18 protein-coding genes are annotated in these 17,646 nt (G+C 62.0%); 12 read left to right on the top strand and 6 right to left on the bottom strand.

Annotated elements, in window-relative coordinates; genetic code table 11:
- Positions 1–22 precede the first annotated feature (22 nt).
- From ATY78_RS09090 to ATY78_RS09080, 3 genes are all read right to left on the bottom strand, one after another.
- Positions 23–325: an AzlD domain-containing protein gene (locus ATY78_RS09090; protein ID WP_088682019.1), complete on the bottom strand. Its 303-nt coding sequence runs from the start codon at positions 323–325 to the stop codon at positions 23–25.
- Positions 322–1,041, bottom strand: a complete 720-nt coding sequence (locus tag ATY78_RS09085) for an AzlC family ABC transporter permease (RefSeq protein WP_088682018.1) — start codon at positions 1,039–1,041, stop codon at positions 322–324. Before ATY78_RS09085 ends, ATY78_RS09090 begins: the two co-directional genes overlap by 4 nt.
- A gap of 67 nt (positions 1,042–1,108) precedes the next feature.
- Positions 1,109–1,930, bottom strand: coding sequence for an AraC family transcriptional regulator (locus ATY78_RS09080; RefSeq protein WP_088682093.1), 822 nt, complete (start codon positions 1,928–1,930; stop codon positions 1,109–1,111).
- Between the two features lie 188 nt (positions 1,931–2,118).
- Here ATY78_RS09080 and alr point away from each other — a divergent pair, with 188 nt between their 5' ends.
- The 5 genes from alr to ATY78_RS09055 all read left to right on the top strand — a co-directional run bounded on the left by alr (position 2,119) and on the right by ATY78_RS09055 (position 8,149).
- The gene (gene alr, locus ATY78_RS09075) at positions 2,119–3,282 is read left to right on the top strand and encodes an alanine racemase (RefSeq protein WP_088682017.1); all 1,164 of its coding nucleotides are present in this window, start codon (positions 2,119–2,121) and stop codon (positions 3,280–3,282) included.
- Positions 3,283–3,486: 204 nt separating this feature from the next.
- Entirely contained in the window at positions 3,487–4,887 is a 1,401-nt protein-coding gene (gene radA, locus ATY78_RS09070; RefSeq protein WP_088682016.1) for a DNA repair protein RadA, read from the top strand.
- A gap of 90 nt (positions 4,888–4,977) precedes the next feature.
- Positions 4,978–5,607: a CvpA family protein gene (locus ATY78_RS09065; protein WP_088682015.1), complete on the top strand. Its 630-nt coding sequence runs from the start codon at positions 4,978–4,980 to the stop codon at positions 5,605–5,607.
- 232 nt (positions 5,608–5,839) lie between these two features.
- On the top strand, positions 5,840–7,330 hold the full coding sequence (gene purF / locus ATY78_RS09060) for an amidophosphoribosyltransferase (RefSeq protein ID WP_088682014.1): 1,491 nt from the start codon (positions 5,840–5,842) through the stop codon (positions 7,328–7,330).
- A gap of 78 nt (positions 7,331–7,408) precedes the next feature.
- Positions 7,409–8,149 (top strand): SDR family NAD(P)-dependent oxidoreductase, encoded by a 741-nt coding sequence (locus ATY78_RS09055; protein ID WP_088682013.1) that lies wholly within the window; start codon positions 7,409–7,411, stop codon positions 8,147–8,149.
- Positions 8,150–8,172: 23 nt separating this feature from the next.
- Here ATY78_RS09055 and ATY78_RS09050 read toward each other — a convergent pair whose 3' ends face one another.
- The gene (locus tag ATY78_RS09050; RefSeq protein ID WP_088682012.1) at positions 8,173–8,754 is read right to left on the bottom strand and encodes a hypothetical protein; all 582 of its coding nucleotides are present in this window, start codon (positions 8,752–8,754) and stop codon (positions 8,173–8,175) included.
- A gap of 306 nt (positions 8,755–9,060) precedes the next feature.
- Here ATY78_RS09050 and cysS point away from each other — a divergent pair, with 306 nt between their 5' ends.
- From cysS to cimA, 6 genes are all read left to right on the top strand, one after another.
- A complete protein-coding gene (gene cysS / locus ATY78_RS09045; RefSeq protein WP_088682011.1) occupies positions 9,061–10,437 on the top strand; it encodes a cysteine--tRNA ligase in 1,377 nt (458 codons plus the stop codon).
- Between the two features lie 208 nt (positions 10,438–10,645).
- Positions 10,646–11,122, top strand: a complete 477-nt coding sequence (locus ATY78_RS09035; RefSeq protein WP_088682009.1) for a GFA family protein — start codon at positions 10,646–10,648, stop codon at positions 11,120–11,122.
- On the top strand, positions 11,119–11,613 hold the full coding sequence (locus tag ATY78_RS09030; protein WP_088682008.1) for a GFA family protein: 495 nt from the start codon (positions 11,119–11,121) through the stop codon (positions 11,611–11,613). The genes ATY78_RS09035 and ATY78_RS09030 overlap by 4 nt, the downstream gene beginning before the upstream one ends.
- Positions 11,603–12,079, top strand: a complete 477-nt coding sequence (locus ATY78_RS09025) for a GFA family protein (protein WP_088682007.1) — start codon at positions 11,603–11,605, stop codon at positions 12,077–12,079. Before ATY78_RS09030 ends, ATY78_RS09025 begins: the two co-directional genes overlap by 11 nt.
- Positions 12,076–13,038: a prolyl aminopeptidase gene (gene pip / locus ATY78_RS09020; protein WP_088682006.1), complete on the top strand. Its 963-nt coding sequence runs from the start codon at positions 12,076–12,078 to the stop codon at positions 13,036–13,038. Before ATY78_RS09025 ends, pip begins: the two co-directional genes overlap by 4 nt.
- 176 nt (positions 13,039–13,214) lie before the next feature.
- Positions 13,215–14,828: a citramalate synthase gene (gene cimA, locus ATY78_RS09015; RefSeq protein WP_088682005.1), complete on the top strand. Its 1,614-nt coding sequence runs from the start codon at positions 13,215–13,217 to the stop codon at positions 14,826–14,828.
- A 74-nt stretch (positions 14,829–14,902) separates the two neighbouring features.
- Here cimA and ATY78_RS09010 read toward each other — a convergent pair whose 3' ends face one another.
- Positions 14,903–15,382 carry a GNAT family N-acetyltransferase gene (locus ATY78_RS09010; protein ID WP_088682004.1) on the bottom strand — a complete coding sequence of 160 codons (480 nt, stop codon included), beginning with the start codon at positions 15,380–15,382 and terminating at the stop codon, positions 14,903–14,905.
- A gap of 304 nt (positions 15,383–15,686) precedes the next feature.
- Here ATY78_RS09010 and rarD point away from each other — a divergent pair, with 304 nt between their 5' ends.
- On the top strand, positions 15,687–16,604 hold the full coding sequence (gene rarD, locus ATY78_RS09005; protein WP_088682003.1) for an EamA family transporter RarD: 918 nt from the start codon (positions 15,687–15,689) through the stop codon (positions 16,602–16,604).
- A 31-nt stretch (positions 16,605–16,635) separates the two neighbouring features.
- On the opposite strand, the gene ATY78_RS09000 is transcribed toward rarD, so the two are convergent.
- Positions 16,636–17,568, bottom strand: coding sequence for a hypothetical protein (locus ATY78_RS09000; RefSeq protein ID WP_088682002.1), 933 nt, complete (start codon positions 17,566–17,568; stop codon positions 16,636–16,638).
- Positions 17,569–17,646: the final 78 nt, after the last annotated feature.

The following is a 17,646-nucleotide window of genomic DNA, read 5'->3' as shown; positions in this document are numbered from 1 at the left end:
GGTTTTCCCGCGTCAATTTCTTTTAGAGCCCAACGGCCCGCAGCAGGGCGACCGTCGCCACACCAACCACGACGCTCACAAGCATCGGCAGGCGGCGTGCGGCGATTGCGGTGACCGCGCAGGCCAGCGTCTCCGCCCAACCGGCCGTAAAGGCGGTCGGGGCGATGACGGCCATCAGCACGGCCGGCGGAATGGCCTCGATCGCCGTTTTCCGGCGCTCATCCATCTCGACATGACGGATCAGCACGAGGCCGCTGACGCGGGTGAAGACCGTTGCGGCAGCCATCGCGAGGATGGCGATAAGGGTGTTGAGGTCGAGCGTCATGCCGCCTGCTCCCGCGCCCTGCCCTGCCAGAGGGCCATTGCCAGCCCGGCCAGCGCACCGGCGGCGATATACCAGACGCCGGGGACGACGTGGTGGACCGCGACGGAGGCGGCACCGCTTGCGGCAAGGACGGCGCCGGTTTCCGGCCCCTTCCAGAACCCCATGACGAGCACGACAAAGACAGCCGGAAAGGCGAAGTCGAGGCCGATGACGGCCGGATTGCCGAGAAAGGCGCCGAGCAGTGCGCCCATCAGCGAAGAGCCCACCCAGGTGAGGTAGAAGGGCGTGACGATGCCGGCATACCAGGCGGGCGTCAGCCGCGTGCTGCCGGCGCGGAATTCCGCCATCGCCCAGAGCTCATCGGCGAGGAAGAGCATGGCGATATAGCGTTTGATGCCGGAGAAGGATTGCATCTTCGTGCCGATCGACGCGCTCATCAGCACGTGGCGGATATTGACCAGCAGAGCCGCGAAGCCAATACCGATCCAGCTTGCCGGATGCGCCCAGATGTCCATTGCCACGAATTGCGAACCGCCTGCGAAGACAAGTGCGCTCATCAGCGTCGTTTCCAGCGGAGAAAGGCCCTTGGTGGCGGCAACCGCGCCGAAAACGAGGCCGATCGGCAAGACAGCGACGACAAGTGGAAAAATGGCGCGCATTCCGGCGATAAATTCGCCGCCAAGAAATCCGCTGGATGGCCGGCTGTGCTGCAACATGGCAACCTCCTCATTGAGATCGCGGAGCAGTAGCCCAGCCCGAAACGACCGTATTGAACGAAAGTGATCAGCCTGTGCGGAACTGGCCGGGCGTCACGCCCGTGCGCGCCTTGAAATGCCGGGTGAAATGCGCCTGATCGGCAAAACCGCATTCGAGCGCGATATCGGCCGGCATGCGCCCCTGCCGCAGCAGCCGGCGGGCCACCTGCACGCGCCGATCGGTCAGGAAGGCATGCGGGGTGATGTGATATTCCTTGCGGAAGGCCCGGATGAGATGAGCGCGGCTCAAACCCGCCACGCCGGCCAATTCCTCCAGGCCGACATCGCTGTCGAAATTCTCGATCAGATATTCGCGGGCGCGGGCGACCGCGCTCCGTTCCTGCGTGTCGACAGGAACGATGATGGCGCTGCCGTGGCGCGCAAAGATCGCCGCCAGCACCGAGAACATGCTTTCATCGGCTTCCAGCGCGCCCGCGCCCGTTTCGAGCGTGCGGTGGGCGGCATGAAAGGCATTGGCGAGCTGCGGATCACGTGGAAGAGCACCGGAGAAAGACGGCGTCGCGTGAAAGGCCTTGCCGGTGACATCCTCCAAAATATCGACGAACAGCTTCGTGTCGGGATAGATCATGCGGTAGCGATAGCCCTCGCCGCCCGGCGTGCCGTCATGAACGACGCCGGGATCGATGAGATAAAGGTCGCCCGGCCCGGTTTCCTCCCGCCTGCCGCTGAGGGTAGCGATCTGGGTGCCGCTTTCTATCGCGCCGATGCTGAACGTATCGTGCGCGTGCGGCGCATATTCATGCGTGAGAAAGGTGGCGCTCAGGCACTCCATGTCGCGGAAGCGGCCATCCCGCCAGAAGCGGGCCGATTCCACGTTGGCAAGCGGCATGGCGTCTGCCGCCTCTTTCTGCGATACGTTCTGCATCCGGCAAGATTAGCGCGGAAGCCTCTATGCGTCTTGAACAAAAGTGATCGCACAAAGGCAAAGAGTGGTATGTGACCGCCCGCGCTTTCCCTTAGCCGCAATGCTCTCTAGACTGGTTCAGACAGTTTCCTTTCATTTCTTCACGGCGATTCATGACAGATTTTCCACTCCCCTTCGAAGACGACGATCCTTTCGCTTCCGCAGGTCTGCGGCTGACCGTCGACCTGACGGCCCTGACGGAGAACTGGCGCGACATGGCGCGCCGCTCGGGTGCGGCGCGCGCCGCGGCCGTCATCAAGGCGGATGCCTATGGCATGGGCATCGAGGATGCCGGTGAAACGCTCTATCTGGCGGGCGCCCGGGATTTCTTCGTCGCGACCGTCGATGAGGGCGTGACACTGCGTCTCTATGCGCCGGAAGCGCGCATCTTCGTGCTCTCGGGCATATGGCCGGGAACGGAACGGCGCTTCTTCGAAAACGATCTGGTGCCGGTGATTTCCTCCGACGAGCAGCTCGCCTTCTGGATGGCAGTGCTTGCCGACTATGGCGATTACCCCTGCGCACTGCATGTCGATACCGGCTTCAACCGGCTGGGATTGCACATCGACGATGCGCTGGCTCTCGCCGACGACGTCTCGCGGCCGGCAAGTTTCGCGCCGGTGCTGATCATGAGTCACCTCGCCTGCGGCGACGATCCCACTCATGCGATGAACCTGCGCCAGCTCGAATCATTCCGCATGGTTAGCGCCGCCTATGAAGGCATCGATTCAAGTCTTGCCGCCTCGGCCGGCATCTTTCTCGGCGAAGACTATCACTTCGACCTGACCCGCCCCGGCATCTCGCTTTATGGCGGCGAGGCGGTCAGCGGCATGGCGAACCCGATGCGGCCCGTCGCCACCGCGGAAGCGCGCATCATCCAGGTGCGGACCGTCGAAGCCGGCGAGACCGTCAGCTATGGACGGGCGCTCCAGCTGCACCGTAAAAGCCGGCTGGCGATCGTGTCTGCCGGTTATGCCGATGGTTATATGCGCAGCCAGTCGAGCGGCGGCGTGCCGCTGCGCCAGACCGTGCCGCAAGGCGGGCAAGGCTTCATTGCCGGGTACAAAGTCCCGGTCGCCGGTCGGATCACCATGGACCTGACGATCTTCGACATCACCGATGTGCCGGAAAACGCCGTGCGCGCCGGCGATTATGTCGAGCTGTTCGGAAAGAACATGGCTCTGGACGACGTGGCGCGGGCGGCGGGCACGATCGGATACGAGATCCTGACCAGCATGGGGCTGCGCCACGAACGGCGCTATGTGGCCGAGGAGTAGGAATATGCTCGGCGGATTGCTATATATCCAGCAAAGGAGTCCGCCATGACGACAAGACCAGTCATTAGCTCCCGCCTCCTGCCCCTTCCCGCAAGACCGTCGACGATCTAACGTCCCTACTACGCTAGGGATGATTCCCTGCCGCCAAGCGCCTCACCGGCGGGAAGACACCTCACCTGAAGATTTTATCGAAAGCAGTCATTGATGGCGAAGGCCAGGACACAGTTCATCTGCCAGAATTGCGGCGCGGTCCATAATCGCTGGGCCGGCAAATGCGATGGTTGCGGCGAGTGGAACACCATCGTCGAAGAAGACCCGATGGGCGGGATCGGCGCCGGTCCCGGCAAGACGCCGAAGAAGGGCCGGCCGGTCGCGCTGACGGCTCTGTCCGGTGAGATCGAGGAAGCTCCGCGCATCCACACCGCCATGTCGGAGCTCGACCGGGCGCTCGGCGGCGGCTTCGTGCGCGGCTCGGCCGTGCTGATCGGCGGCGATCCCGGTATCGGCAAATCGACGCTGCTGATGCAGGCTGCTGCCGCCCTTGCCCGGCGCGGCCACAAGATCATCTATGTCTCCGGCGAAGAAGCCGTGGCGCAGGTCCGGCTGCGGGCGCAGCGTCTTGCGGCAGCCGATACCGACGTGATGCTGGCCGCCGAAACCAATGTCGAGGATATTCTGGCGACGCTCGCAGAAGGCAAGCGGCCGGACCTCGTCATTATCGATTCGATCCAGACGCTATGGAGCGAACTCGCCGAATCCGCGCCGGGAACGGTGACGCAGGTGCGCACCGGTGTGCAATCGATGATCCGTTTCGCCAAGCAGACGGGGGCCGCCATGGTGCTCGTCGGGCATGTGACCAAGGACGGCCAGATCGCCGGGCCGCGTGTGGTCGAGCACATGGTCGATGCCGTGCTCTATTTCGAAGGCGATCGCGGCCACCACTACCGCATCCTGCGCACGGTCAAGAACCGTTTCGGCCCGACCGACGAGATCGGCGTTTTCGAAATGTCCGACAGGGGCCTGCGCGAGGTTGCCAATCCTTCCGAGCTCTTCCTCGGCGAACGCAACGAAAAATCGCCGGGCGCTGCCGTCTTTGCCGGCATGGAAGGCACGCGCCCCGTGCTCGTCGAGGTGCAGGCGCTGGTGGCGCCGACCTCGCTCGGTACGCCGCGGCGCGCCGTGGTCGGCTGGGATTCGGCCCGGCTGTCGATGATCCTCGCCGTGCTGGAAGCGCATTGCGGCGTCCGGCTCGGTCAGCACGACGTCTATCTCAACGTCGCCGGCGGCTACCGCATCTCCGAACCGGCGGCCGATCTCGCCGTCGCTTCGGCGCTCGTTTCCTCGCTTGCCGGTATTGCCCTTCCTGCCGATTGCGTCTATTTCGGCGAAGTCAGCCTGTCGGGCGCCATCCGGCCGGTTGCGCACACCGCCCAGCGCCTCAAGGAAGCCGAGAAGCTGGGCTTTTCCGCAGCACTGCTTCCGTCCGCCTCAGCCGAACTGCCGAAGAATTCGGGCGGGCGCTGGAGCGAGGTGGAAAGCCTGCCGGACCTGGTCGCGCGCATCGCCGGATCGAAGGGGGCGTTGCGTGTGGAAGACGAGGTTTGATCCTTTCATTGCCAAGATTGGTAATGATATAGGAGGCACACGATAAGGCGCGACACGGCCGCCAAGCGGCAGTCCTGGAGTTGAATTTACATGCCCATTACGATTTTCGACGGTATTGTCATCGGCGTCGTGCTCTTCTCCGCCGTGCTGGCGATGGTCCGCGGCTTTTCGCGTGAGATCCTTTCGATCGCGAGCTGGGGCGGCTCTGCCGCCGCCGCCTACTACCTCTACCCCTACCTGCTGCCCTACGCGAAGAAATATACCGATGACGACCGTATCGCGATCATCGGCTCGGCAGCGGTCGTCTTCCTCATCGCGCTCATCGTCATCTCCTTCATCACGATGAAGATCGCCGATTTCATTATCGACAGCCGCATCGGCGCGCTCGACCGCACGCTGGGTTTCCTGTTCGGCGCCGCCCGCGGCGTGCTGCTTCTGGTCGTTGCCGTCGCCTTCTGGAACTGGCTCGTCGATGCCGATCACCGCCCGGCCTGGGTCAATGAAGCGAAGTCGAAGCCCTTCCTGGATTCGATGGTCGTGAAGCTGAAGTCGGTTCTGCCGGAACAAATCGCCGAGGCTATACCCGAGAGCATCCGCGATAAGTTCCAGCCGCAGGCACAGGGCACTGAAGGCGCCAATCCGCCGACGACCGACCAGGCTCCGGCGGAGGACGCACCGGCAGCGCCCGCAGACGGCGGCGCACAGCAGCCGGCGAATTGACACAGTGTTCAGCAGCTTGACTCGCCTTGCGGCAATTGCCATTTGAGCGGGACGTGAAATAAGGGTCCGGCCGGGCGTTCCAGCTCCGCCGGACCTAAGCCGTTTCAGAGCCGGCGAGCGGGCTCTGAAAGCAGATGTCGTTCAGCATGAAGTTATCGGAAACCTGCAAGATTTCCGGTATCATGCTATTGGTAATGCCGATCCATTCTTGTGAGAGCAAAGGCCCGCAGAAATGAACCAGTCCCATTCCTTCCCGACCGACGATCCGCTCGACGGAGATACGCTGCATGAAGAGTGCGGCGTTTTCGGAATTCTGGGACACCCCGATGCCGCGGCGCTGACGGCCCTCGGCCTGCATGCCCTGCAGCATCGCGGGCAAGAAGCAGCTGGCATCGTCTCCTTCGACGGCAAGCGCTTCTATCAGGAGCGCCATATGGGCCTCGTCGGCGACCATTACACCAATCCGATGACCCTCGCCCGACTGCCAGGCAGCATATCGATCGGCCATACGCGCTACTCGACGACGGGCGAAGTGGCGATGCGCAACGTGCAGCCGCTCTTTGCCGAACTCGAGGAAGGCGGCATCGCCGTCGCCCATAACGGCAACTTCACCAACGGCCTGACGCTGCGCCGCCAGATCATCGCGACCGGCGCCATCTGTCAGTCGACCTCCGATACCGAAGTCGTCCTTCACCTGATCGCCCGCTCCCGCCATACGTCCACGGCCGACCGCTTCATAGACGCCATCCGCCAGATGGAAGGCGGCTATTCCATGCTCGCCATGACGCGCACCAAGCTGATCGCCGCGCGTGACCCCACCGGCATCCGGCCGCTCGTGATGGGCGAACTGGACGGCAAGCCGATCTTCTGCTCGGAAACCTGCGCGCTCGACATCATCGGCGCCAAGTTCATCCGCGACGTCGAAAACGGCGAAGTCATCATCTGCGAAATCCAGCCGGACGGCTCGATTAGCGTCGATGCGCGCAAGCCGAGCAAGCCGCAGCCGGAACGCCTCTGCTTGTTCGAATATGTCTATTTCGCCCGTCCGGACTCTGTTGTCGGCGGCCGCAACGTCTACACGACGCGCAAGAACATGGGCATGAACCTCGCCAAGGAATCGCCTGTCAATGCCGATGTCGTCGTACCGGTGCCGGACGGCGGCACACCGGCAGCCCTCGGCTATGCGCAGGAAAGCGGCATTCCCTTCGAATACGGCATCATCCGCAACCATTATGTCGGCCGCACCTTCATCGAACCGACACAGCAGATTCGCGCCTTCGGCGTGAAGCTGAAACATTCGGCCAACCGGGCGATGATCGAAGGCAAGCGCGTGGTGCTGGTCGACGATTCCATCGTGCGCGGCACAACCTCGCTGAAAATAGTGCAGATGATCCGTGAAGCCGGTGCCCGCGAAGTTCACATCCGCGTCGCCAGCCCGATGATCTTCTTCCCCGACTTCTACGGCATCGACACGCCCGACGCCGACAAGTTGCTGGCAAACCAGTATGCAGATGTCGAAGCCATGGCGAAATACATCGGCGCGGATTCGCTCGCCTTCCTGTCGATCAACGGCCTCTATCGCGCCGTCGGCGGCGAGGATCGCAACAATGCACGCCCGCAGTTCACCGACCACTATTTCACCGGCGACTATCCGACCCGCCTGCTCGACAAGAACGGCGAGTCCATGGGCAATAAGATTTCCATGCTTGCCAGCAACGGCTGAGCCCTTCCGTTTTGACTTTCCAATCTGGGGCGCCTATTGCGCCCCTTACCTTTTCAAGCACATCCGGAACCCGGGCAGATGAACATCAATCTTGAAGGCAGGATCGCACTCGTCACCGGTGCATCGCGCGGCATCGGCTATTTCACGGCGCTGGAACTGGCGAAAGCCGGCGCGCATGTGATTGCCTGCGCCCGCACGGTCGGCGGGCTCGAGGATCTCGACGATGCGATCAAGGCCGTCGGCGGTTCGGCCACTCTCGTCCCCTTCGATCTCGCCGACATGGAAGCGATCGACCGTCTCGGTGGTTCGATCTTCGAGCGCTGGGGCAAGCTCGACATCCTCGTCGCCAATGCCGGCGTGCTCGGCGTCATCTCGCCGATCGGCCATATCGAAGCGAAGGTCTTCGAAAAGGTCATGAACATCAACGTCACCGCCACATGGCGGCTGATCCGCTCGGTCGATCCGCTGCTGACCCGCTCGGATGCCGGCCGCGCTGTCATCCTGTCCTCCGGCGCCGCGCATAAGTGCCGTCCCTTCTGGGGCGCCTATTCGGCTTCAAAGGCTGCCGTCGAGGCGCTAGCCCGCACCTGGGCCGGCGAAACACAATCGACGCCGCTGCGCATCACCAGCGTCGATCCCGGCGCCACGCGCACGGCGATGCGCGCGCAGGCCGTTCCCGGCGAAGATCCGGCGACGCTGCCGCATCCTTCCGAAGTGGCGAAGGCTATCTCGCCTTTACTCGGCCCGGGTGTGACGGAGACGGGCAAGCTCTTCATCGTGCGCGAGAACAAACTGGTGGATTACCGGTTGCCGGGGTGACCTTGCCGCAAGTACCGATCGTTTCAGGCGATCCTCTCGATCCGGCAGCGTTCTAGCAGTGGGTAGCTTTCGATAAACGGCTTAAGGTGCGATAACATCGTCTCGAAATCCCGGCCGTAAATGTAGAGCGCTGTATCCTGCGGTCCCTGCCAATTGCTGGCAACGACTCCGGCGACGCCCAGAAGCCGTGAGAACTCGGCCAACACGTGATTGATATCGCACTCTTCATAGACAGAAGCCGGCAATTCCGTGCCGTTCACGTAAACCGCGAGCCCATGTTGCCGTCCAAAATTGATGCTCCGCCGCTGATCTGGTATCTGTAAGATCGATCCAGCTGGAGCCAGCATCGATTCCAAAACTTCGGTCAAAAGCGTCAGTCTGGCATCTGTGGGATTATCGACCTCGATCTCGATGTCGCATTTCTCAATCTCACCACTTGCCGCCTGCAGCGTGCCGCCTCCGACAACCCGCATACCGTGCTTTTTCTCTGCCATAAAAGCATCAAAAGCATCTTCCAGCTCGCCCCTATCCATAGGTTGAAGGCGGGCATTAAGCGTGGCGACAACAACCGTCCTCTTGGAACCTTTTCTAAACAAGCCAAACATTCATAGCCCCTGAACAAGATCTTCGCGCCGCGCACAACTGCGTGGACGCGCCCTATGCACTCCCTCTTCTCTCAAAATTTTCAGGTCCCTGACAACGACAATCTCAGGAAGTTCTAACCCTTGACCTTTTTTATCACCCAAGCCATAACCTTCCGCATGAAAACGGTTACCTGCATTATTTGCCGGAAAATTATTCGCTAGCCTAAAGCTGGCCTGGCCGTTTTCGTCTCCCAAATGTCCAAGATGCGAAACGCCCCGGCCTGCCGGCAGCGGTCTTTTCTGCTTTGTGCATTTTGGGAGAGTGAAATGGGCGGCACGCCGGAACTGAAGCTGTACAACACGCTGACGCGGGAGAAATCGGTCTTTGCGCCGATCGATGCCGAGAACGTCCGCATGTATGTGTGCGGCCCGACGGTCTATGATTTCGCCCATATCGGCAATGCCCGGCCGGTCATCGTCTTCGACGTGCTGTTCCGGCTGCTGCGCCATGTCTATGGCGAAAACCACGTCACCTATGCCCGCAACATCACCGACGTCGACGACAAGATCAATGCGCGGGCGCTGAGAGATCATCCCGGCCTGCCGCTCAACGAAGCGATCCGGGCGGTGACGGAAAAGACCGAGACGCAGTTTCACGCCGATGTCGCCGAACTCGGCTGCCTCGAGCCGAGCTTCGAGCCCCGCGCCACCGACAATATCAAAGAGATGACCGAGATCATCGAGAAGCTGATCCGCAACGGCCATGCCTATGTCGCAGCCGGCGAAGTGCTGTTCGACACCAAGTCCATGGCGGATTACGGCCAGCTTTCGAAGCGCCCGCTCGACGAGCAGCAGGCAGGCGCCCGCGTCGCCGTCGATGCGCACAAGAAGAGCCCCGGGGATTTCGTGCTCTGGAAACTGTCGAGCCATAACGAACCCGGCTGGGAGAGCCCCTGGGGCCGCGGCCGGCCCGGCTGGCATATCGAGTGCTCCGCGATGAGCCGGCGCTATCTCGGCGATGTCTTCGACATTCACGGCGGCGGTCTGGACCTGATCTTCCCGCATCATGAAAACGAGATCGCCCAGTCGCGTTGCGCCCACGGCACCGAGGTGATGGCGAATGTCTGGATGCACAACGGCTTCGTGCAGGTCGAAGGCCGGAAGATGTCGAAGTCCGAAGGCAATTTCGTCACCATCCACGATCTGCTGCACACGGAGACCTTCGGCGGCCGCAAATGGCCGGGCGAAGTGCTGCGTCTTGCCATGCTGATGACGCATTACCGCGAGCCGATCGATTTCTCGATCAAGCGGCTGGAAGAGGCCGAACGCCTGCTCGCCAAATGGCCGGTGGCCGAAGCCGGCGATGCCGCACCCGATGACAGCGTGCTGAATGCGCTTGCCGACGACCTCAACACGGTGGCGGCGGTGCAGGCGCTGCATGCGCTGGCGCAAGCCGGCAACGACGCCGTCTTCGCCGCAAGTGCGGCGCTACTCGGCGTGATGCCCAAGAAGACGGAGATCGACGAAGCCGTCGCTGCGGCGGTCGATGCGCTGGTCGCCATGCGTCTGAAAATGCTGAAGGCGAAGAACTTCGCAGAAGCCGACAAGATCCGCGACGAATTGACGGCAAAGGGCATCCAGCTAAAGGACGGCAAGGATGCGGCAACGGGCGAGCGTGTGACGACGTGGGAGGTCAAGCGGTGAGAGCGCCGTCTTGGAATAAGGCCCCTCCCCAACCCCTCCCCACAAGGGGGAGGGGCTACGGTGCCGCGCTGCTCCGAAACGACCTCACCGCGACCACAAACATTCGAAGCGGAAGCGAAGACGGCGCCACGAGGGAGCCCTCCCCCTTGTGGGGAGGGTTGGGAGGGGTCTTGGCTTTTAGCTCTGAAGCCCAGCGGAGGAAAAATCGATGACTGTCTACACCGGCGGCTGCCAGTGCGGGGCGATCCGGTTTCGGGCGCGGGGTACGCCGCCGGATTCGTCGATCTGTCATTGCCGCATGTGTCAGAAGGCGTTCGGCGCCTATTATGCGCCGCTGGTTTCCGTGCGCGGCATGGAGTTCGAATGGACGCGGGGAACACGCAAGACCTTCCGTTCCTCCAATTTCGTCGAGCGCGGTTTCTGTGGCGATTGTGGCACGCCGCTGACCTATGAAGCGCCGGATGGGATGGCGGTGGCCGCGGGTGCATTCGACGATCCGTCGCAGCTGCCGCCGACCATCCAGTGGGGCGTGGAAGGCAAGATCGGCTTCGTCGATCATCTGCATGAACTGCCTGGAGAGCGGACCGAGGCGGATCTGACGGCAGGCTCTTTCCTGCATGAGCTTATTTCCTATCAGCATCCGGACCACGATACATCGGTCTGGCCGCCGGAGGATCGCGCTTGACGAACACGGCGGAACATACCGGCGGATGCCAGTGCGGCGCGGTTCGTTATCGCGCACGCGGCGAACTCGGCTATCCCCACATCTGCCACTGCCGCATGTGCCAGAAAGCGGCCGGCAACTACTTCCTGCCGCTGGCAGCGGCCAAGCGTCAGGATTTCGAACTGACGCGTAGCGAACCGAAATGGTTCCGCTCCTCCGATCTCGTGCGGCGCGGCTTCTGCGGCGATTGCGGCACGCCGCTCTTCTACGATATTCCCGATGCTGACTTCATCAACATCGCGCTCGGCTCGCTCGACGAGCCCGATGCGGTCAAGCCCGTGATGCAATCGAATACCGGCCGCAAGATGCCCTGGTTTCACGCGATCGACGGCCTGCCGGTGGAACCAGAGCCTGAAACGCCCGACCGCGAAGACGCAATCGCGGCAAGCAATCATCAGCATCCCGACTACGATACGAAAAGCTGGCCACTCGGAGAAACCCATGACGGATAAGATCAGAACAGGCGGATGCCAGTGCGGCGCCGTGCGCTTCCGCATATCAGGCGAGTTGGGGCGACCCTCGATCTGCCATTGCCGCATGTGCCAGAAACAGTTCGGCGGCTTCTTCTCCGCGCTCGTCACGGCGCCAGAAGAAGGAATGGAATGGACGCGCGGCGAGCCTGCCTACTTCCAGTCTTCGGTCAATATCGACCGCGGGTTCTGCAGCAACTGCGGCACGCCGATGACCTACCGGCATCCGGGCGGGCTGGAGCTCGCGATCGGCACCTTCGACGACCGCAGTGACCTCGCACCGCAGATCCAGGTCAATTACGATGCCCGCCTGCCCTGGGTCGAGACGATCTTCGACGCGCCTGTTCACAAGGACCCGGATTTCTACTCGCGGCAGGAGGCGATCATCTCCTTCCAGCATCCCGATCACGATACATCAGTCTGGCCCGCGAAAGGCGTGAAGATATGACCGAAATACTGCGCACGCTCTATCCCGAAATCGAACCCTATGCCTCCGGCCATCTCGATGTCGACGACGGTCATGTGATCTATTGGGAGCGCTCGGGAACCCCGGGCGCCAAGCCCGCCGTCTTCCTGCATGGCGGCCCGGGCGGCGGTATCTCGCCCGCTCACCGCCGGCTTTTCGATCCCGCTCTCTACGACGTCATGCTGTTCGATCAGCGCGGTTGCGGCAGGTCGACGCCGCATGCGGAGCTCAATGCCAATACGACCTGGCACCTCGTCGCCGATATCGAGCGGCTGCGCGAAATGGCCGGCGCCGACAAATGGCAGGTCTTCGGCGGCTCCTGGGGTTCGACGCTGGCGCTCGCCTATGCCGAGAAGCATCCGGAGCGCGTCTCCGAGCTCATCCTTCGCGGCATTTATACGCTGACGAAGGCCGAACTCGACTGGTACTATCAGTTCGGCGTCTCGGAAATGTTCCCGGACAAGTGGGAGCGCTTCATCGCACCAATCCCGCCGGAAGAGCGGCATGAGATGATGCATGCCTATCATCGCCGCCTGACGCATGAGGACAGGAACGTGCGCCTCGAAGCCGCGCAGGCCTGGAGCATCTGGGAAGGCGAAACGATCACGCTCCTGCCGGAACCGTCGACCAGCGGCAAGTTCGAAGAGCCGGAATTCGCCTATGCCTTCGCACGGATCGAAAACCATTTCTTCGTCCATGCCGGCTGGATGGATGAGGGACAATTGATCCGCGATGCCGGCAGGCTCAAGGATATTCCAGGCGTGATCGTGCATGGACGCTACGACATGCCCTGCCCTGCGAAATATGCCTGGCTGCTGCATAGGGTCTGGCCGAAGGCGGAATTCCACCTCATCGAGGGTGCCGGCCATGCCTATTCGGAGCCGGGCATTCTCGATCGGCTGATCCGGGCGACGGACAAGTTTGCCGGGAAGCCGGACTGAGCATTGGGGACAGCCCCTCACCCTAGCCCTCTCCCCGCTCGCGGGGAGAGGGGACGTGCCCTGCGAAACGGTGCGGCATGTCCCTTCTCCCCGTCAGAACGGGGAGAAGGTGGCTGCAGCCGGATGAGGGGCAGCATCCGTAGTACAACAACACCCGCTTGCCGGGAGGAAACGACATGAAAGAACGCATCTACCTCTTCGACACGACGCTCCGGGACGGACAGCAGACGCCCGGCATCGACTTTTCGGTCGAGGACAAGATTGCGATCGCCGCCATGCTGGATGAGTTCGGCCTCGATTACGTCGAGGGCGGATATCCCGGAGCCAATCCGACGGATACCGCCTTCTTCAGCGAGAAGCGCACCATCCAGGCCGCCTTCGTCGCTTTCGGCATGACGAAGCGGGCGGGTGTCTCGGTCTCCAACGATCCCGGCATTGCCGGGCTGCTGCAATCGAAGAGCGATGCCATCTGTTTCGTCGCCAAGAGCTGGGACTATCATGTCGCAGTCGCGCTCGGCTGCACCAACGAGGAAAACCTCGAATGCATCGCCGAAAGCGTCAAGGCGGCGGTTGGCGCGGGCAAGGAGGCGATCGTCGATTGCGAGCATTTCTTCGATGGATTCAAGGCCAATCCGGCCTATGCGCTCGCCTGCGCCAGGACGGCCTATGAAAGTGGCGCGCGCTGGGTCGTGCTCTGCGACACCAATGGCGGCACGCAGCCGCCGGAGGTTCGCGCCATCGTAGAAGCGGTAATCGCCGCCGGCGTTCCCGGCCAGTGTCTTGGTATCCACGCCCATAACGACACCGGCCAGGCGGTCGCCAATTCGCTCGCTGCCGTCGAGGCGGGCGTCCGGCAGATCCAAGGCACTTTGAACGGCATCGGCGAGCGCTGCGGCAACGCCAATCTGGTGACGCTGATCCCGACCCTGGCGTTGAAGAGCGCCTACACCTCTCGCTTCGAAACGGCGATCGACGAGGAGCGGCTGCTGAACCTCACCCGGCTCTCGCATGCCTTCGACGAGTTGCTCAACCGCTCGCCCGATCACCAGATGCCCTATGTCGGCGCCTCCGCTTTCGCCACCAAGGCCGGCATTCATGCTTCGGCTCTACTGAAAGATCCGCGCACTTACGAACACGTGCCGCCGGAAAGCGTCGGCAATTTCCGCAAGGTGATGGTCTCGGATCAGGGCGGTAAGGCGAACTTCATCAACGCGCTGAAGCGGCGCGGCATCATCGTCGCCAAGGACGATCCGAAGCTCGACCTCTTGATCTCGATCGTCAAGGAACGCGAAGCGTCCGGCTATGCCTATGAGGGCGCGGATGCGAGCTTCGAGCTTCTCGCACACCGCACGCTCGGCACGATCCCGCAATTCTTCACCATCGACGGCTTCCGGGTGATGATCGAACGGCGTTTCGACTCGCACGGCCGCATCAAGATCGTCTCCGAAGCCGTGGTGAAGATCGCCATCGACGGCCAGACGCTGATGTCGGTTGCCGAAGCAGAAGGTCCGGTCAACGCGCTCGATCTGGCGCTGCGCAAGGATTTCGGCAAATACCAGCATGAGATCGACGATCTCGTCCTCGCCGATTTCAAGGTGCGCATCCTCAATGGCGGCACGGCGGCCATTACCCGCGTGCTGATCGAATCCACCGACAGCGACGGCGTGCGCTGGTGGACGGTCGGCGTCTCGGAGAACATCATCGACGCTTCGTTCCAGGCGCTGATGGATTCCGTCATCTACAAGCTGATGAAGAACCGGCAACTGGCGGGCAAGATCGCGGCGGAATAAGTCTGTTCCGCCAGCATCGGCCAGATCGTCAAAGATGCCCCGACCTGCCTCAGCGTGAGGGTACAACGACTGACCTAACCGCGGGCAAACGCCACCAGTGTCTCACCCGCCATCCTGTAGCGGATCCACTCCTTCTGCGGCTCGGCGCCAATCGCCTCGTAGACACGGATCGAGGGTTCGTTCCAGTCGAGCACGCTCCATTCAAAGCGGCCGCAACCCTTCTCCAGCGCGATCTGCGCCAGGCGCCGCAAAAGCGCCTTGCCGGCGCCCGAGCCGCGCGCATCCGGTGTTACGTAAAGATCCTCCAGATAAAGACCGTTCTTCGCTTGCCAGGTCGAATAGCTGAAGAAATAAACCGCCATGCCGATGGCTTGCCCCTCGCGTTCGCAGATCAGCGCATGCGTGACGGAACCGTCGCCGAAGATCGCCGCACGCGTACTCTCCTCGGTCGCCTCGACCTCGTGGATCGCCTTTTCATAATCGGCCAATTCGCGGACAAATCGCAGGATCGTTGCCGCGTCTGAAGGCGTTGCCGGGCGTACGGTAAGTTTCATATGAGAGGCTCCTGATCTGGCGTTTGGCGCTCCAGATGAAAGAACCTGCCGGGCCTGTCAACTGAATGCGCGGATCGTATCAGCGGGTTTGCAGTTTTGTTCCCTCAACTGGTCCGGCTGCCCGCGGCAGTCGGGAAGAGGATTCAAACTTTAGGAGGCGATACCAGCCTTTGCCGCTGTCATCCGTTCATTCTTCCGCCATCCGCTTCAAATCCCCTTACCCTTCATTCAACGAAATGAATTGGCCTATTCACGGCGCTTAAGCTAGGCCGGATCAGAAGAAGAACAAAGATGGAAACACTCGATGTCGACCGATGTATCCGCTCCGCTGATCAAGAACGAAGATAGTCCGCGCGGTTTCGCCTTCGCGCTGACGGCCTATCTGCTTTGGGGCTTCCTGCCGATCTACATGAAGGCGGTGGCGCATATTCCGCCGGCCGAGGTGATCGCGCACCGCATCGTCTGGTCGCTGCCGCTCGCCGGCATCGTGCTGATCGTGCTCGGGCGCACTGGGGATATCCGCACCGCGCTGCGCTCTCCGCGCATGCTGGCGATGGGTGCCTTGACGGCGGCGCTGATCACCGTCAACTGGGGCACTTATGTCTGGGCGATCGGCGCCGGCCATTCGCTCGATGCCGCACTCGGCTATTTCATCAATCCGCTGTTCAGCATCTTTCTGGGCTCCGTGCTCCTCAAGGAAAAGCTGCAGCCGCTGCAGATCGGCGCGATCGCGCTTGCGGCCCTTGCCGTCGCCATTCTTGCCTTCGATAGCGGCGGCATTCCATGGGTGGCGCTGACGCTGGCGATCTCCTGGGGGTTCTATGCCCTCTTCCGCAAGACGCTGCCGCTCGGGCCGAACCAGGGATTTTTCCTCGAAGTGCTGCTCCTCAGCGGACCGGCCCTCCTCTACATCCTCTATCTCGAATTCGCCACCGGTGAGGGCCATTTCTACCGCACCGGCCTTGCCGACACGACGCTGCTGCTCGGTTGCGGCGTCATCACCGCCGTACCGCTGATGATCTATGCCAATGGCGCCAAGCTCCTGAAGCTCTCGACGATCGGCATCATGCAGTATATCGCGCCGACGATGATCTTCCTGATTGCGGTTTTCGTCTTCCAGGAGCCGCTCGGCACGGCGCGCATGATCGCGTTCGCGCTGATCTGGGCGGGACTGTTCCTCTATAGCTGGTCGATGCTGCGGGGGAGCCGCGGAAGAATGTAGCCGTTCTCTCAGCGCAAGCCGGAGCGTTGGCTCAAAGCCAGGATAGCAGCGCTGTGCGGACGAGAATTCCGGTCAATGCGCTCAAGATGGCAACCCTCGCCACCGAGCGGAGCGCCGGCACTGAAGCGACAAGAATGGATAGGCCGGGAAGATCGAGAGGGTTCAGCAGAAATGCGGATCCGTGAATGATTTTCTCCGGCGGAAGGCTCAGTTCCTTGTGGGCGTTAAGCAGCAGGGTGACCGTTGCGCTCGATCCTGCCAGGCACTTTGTGAGCAGGAAGAGGACATCCTGCTGCGAGGCGCCGAGCAGCTGAAGCAATGGCTGCGCAGCGGACGTGAAGGCGGAAAGTGCGCCTGTGCTTTCGGTAAGCCTTACAAGAGCCAATGAGATCACGAGCACCGGCAGGATCGCAGAAACGACGCCCATAGCATCTGCGCCACCGCGATTTATCGCCGCCAGCAGATCGCGCCTTGTCACGTCGTGGTCCTCCGCCCTGTCGCAGGAAGAGGGCTTTCCGGGCAAGGAACGGCGCCCAACGATCCAACAGGCGAGAGTGGACGCAACGAGCGCTCCGCAAACGCCGTTTATTGTGATCAAGCCGGGATCGATACCGATACTTGCGAGCGGGAAACTGGCATTTGCCGGCGCAGCCGCAAGCACCGCCGCAAAGGCGGCGGCCATAAATTTATCCGATGTTCTTTTGTGCGCCATCAGCGACAGGGCAGCAACCGGGGCAGCCGAACTTACGAGGCTGAGCTGGATGATCGCCAAGGCCCCAAAACCGTCCAGGCCGAAAAGTCTGAAGAGCAGGTTGGCCTTGCCGGCGATTGATCGCAGTGCGCTCATGCCCTCGAGGTAGCGCATCAGCGAAAAGGTCACGATCATTAGCGGCAGAAAGGTGAATATGGCGATGTCGACGGCACTTCGTCCGGCATCCAGGATTGCGGTGATCAGAATTATCATGGGAACGACTGGTTTGATGGACGTGAACGCGCGGCCGGCTTGATGGAGGAAGCGGGCTCCGGATTCGATCCCGGAGCC

The sequence above is a fragment of the Rhizobium sp. R635 genome, assembly GCF_002211285.1.
Lineage (GTDB): Bacteria > Pseudomonadota > Alphaproteobacteria > Rhizobiales > Rhizobiaceae > Rhizobium.
Note: the sequence above shows the minus strand (reverse complement) of the source record. Positions and strands in the feature narration are given on the sequence as shown.

Bases quoted from the DNA above. Each gene is read 5' to 3' on its own strand.
- rarD (WP_088682003.1), top strand. From the start codon at position 15,687: ATGTCGACCGATGTATCCGCTCCGCTGATCAAGAACGAAGATAGTCCG.
- ATY78_RS09065 (WP_088682015.1), top strand. From the start codon at position 4,978: ATGCCCATTACGATTTTCGACGGTATTGTCATCGGCGTCGTGCTCTTC.
- ATY78_RS09010 (WP_088682004.1), bottom strand. From the start codon at position 15,382: ATGAAACTTACCGTACGCCCGGCAACGCCTTCAGACGCGGCAACGATC.
- radA (WP_088682016.1), top strand. From the start codon at position 3,487: ATGGCGAAGGCCAGGACACAGTTCATCTGCCAGAATTGCGGCGCGGTC.
- purF (WP_088682014.1), top strand. From the start codon at position 5,840: ATGAACCAGTCCCATTCCTTCCCGACCGACGATCCGCTCGACGGAGAT.
- ATY78_RS09090 (WP_088682019.1), bottom strand. From the start codon at position 325: ATGACGCTCGACCTCAACACCCTTATCGCCATCCTCGCGATGGCTGCC.
- cysS (WP_088682011.1), top strand. From the start codon at position 9,061: ATGGGCGGCACGCCGGAACTGAAGCTGTACAACACGCTGACGCGGGAG.
- ATY78_RS09080 (WP_088682093.1), bottom strand. From the start codon at position 1,930: ATGCCGCTTGCCAACGTGGAATCGGCCCGCTTCTGGCGGGATGGCCGC.
- ATY78_RS09025 (WP_088682007.1), top strand. From the start codon at position 11,603: ATGACGGATAAGATCAGAACAGGCGGATGCCAGTGCGGCGCCGTGCGC.
- alr (WP_088682017.1), top strand. From the start codon at position 2,119: ATGACAGATTTTCCACTCCCCTTCGAAGACGACGATCCTTTCGCTTCC.
- ATY78_RS09085 (WP_088682018.1), bottom strand. From the start codon at position 1,041: ATGTTGCAGCACAGCCGGCCATCCAGCGGATTTCTTGGCGGCGAATTT.
- cimA (WP_088682005.1), top strand. From the start codon at position 13,215: ATGAAAGAACGCATCTACCTCTTCGACACGACGCTCCGGGACGGACAG.
- ATY78_RS09050 (WP_088682012.1), bottom strand. From the start codon at position 8,754: ATGTTTGGCTTGTTTAGAAAAGGTTCCAAGAGGACGGTTGTTGTCGCC.
- ATY78_RS09035 (WP_088682009.1), top strand. From the start codon at position 10,646: ATGACTGTCTACACCGGCGGCTGCCAGTGCGGGGCGATCCGGTTTCGG.
- ATY78_RS09000 (WP_088682002.1), bottom strand. From the start codon at position 17,568: ATGATAATTCTGATCACCGCAATCCTGGATGCCGGACGAAGTGCCGTC.
- pip (WP_088682006.1), top strand. From the start codon at position 12,076: ATGACCGAAATACTGCGCACGCTCTATCCCGAAATCGAACCCTATGCC.
- ATY78_RS09055 (WP_088682013.1), top strand. From the start codon at position 7,409: ATGAACATCAATCTTGAAGGCAGGATCGCACTCGTCACCGGTGCATCG.